The 862-nt window shown below is 71.7% G+C and carries 2 protein-coding genes; both read left to right on the forward strand.

The annotated features are described in order from the left end of the window. The first annotated feature begins 49 nt into the window (after window positions 1-49). Window positions 50-325: a helix-turn-helix transcriptional regulator gene (locus tag TX83_RS21005; protein ID WP_064749939.1), complete on the forward strand. Its 276-nt coding sequence runs from the start codon at window positions 50-52 to the stop codon at window positions 323-325. A 37-nt stretch (window positions 326-362) separates the two neighbouring features. Beyond that, on the forward strand, window positions 363-862 hold a 500-nt coding region (locus TX83_RS21010), incomplete at its 3' end, for a hypothetical protein (RefSeq protein ID WP_222423803.1).

Here is an 862-nt window from a genome sequence, read left to right on the forward strand (position 1 = left end):
GGGCTGCTCCTAGTCTGCCGCTTCCCCCGGCAGACCCCGATGGAGCCCCATGACCGCCCGCACCACCCGCCGCTGCGCCTTGCAGCGGCAAACCGAACTCAGCCGCTTGTTCTGGGCCGCGCCCGACGCGGCCTTGCTTGATCGCCGGACGGCAGCCGCCGGCCTCGGCTACACCGTGGCCTGGCTCGAAGCCGTTGCCGGTCGTGGCGAAGGTCCGAGTTACACGCGTATCGGCCGCCGCATCCGCTACCGCAAAGCCGACGTGTTGGCTTGGCTCGCCCGTCACGGCGAACGCGTCACGCCCTCCGATGAGGGCGTTCGCTGAGATGTCGCTGCACTCCGAGTCGGCCGCCGGCGACGTGGTGGCGCACCTGCAACAGCAGATCGAGGCCGCTATTGCCGCCTCCGCCGAGGATGTCGGCGCCGTCCTCGCGCCGTCGATCGTGCCGGCGTGGGCGGAGTTGCGCTCGCTGGACCGCGGCGCCTTCGTCCGGCTGCGGGATCGCGCGAAGAAGGCCAACCCGAGTCTGCCGCTAGCCGAGCTGGAACGCGCCATCCGGGATGAGGCCGCCACCGCGCCGGACCGCGACCTGACCGCGCTCGACGAGCTCGTCCAGCTGGCGCGATCGCACTGCGAGTTGTTCCACGACGCCGACCGCCAAGCCGTCGCGGTCATTCCGATGCACGATCACCGACAGGTGTGGCGGGTGCCGTCCAGCGGCTTCGCCGACTGGCTGCGCGCGCTGTGGTGGACGGAGCGCCGGGCCGGCTTGCAGGACACCTTACTTAAGGCCGCGCTGGCCACCCTCGCCGCCGCCGGCATCCACGAGGGCGAATCCGTGCAGGTGCACCTGCGCGCCGC

The organism is Lysobacter antibioticus HS124 (genome assembly GCF_000336385.2).
Lineage (GTDB): Bacteria > Pseudomonadota > Gammaproteobacteria > Xanthomonadales > Xanthomonadaceae > Lysobacter > Lysobacter firmicutimachus.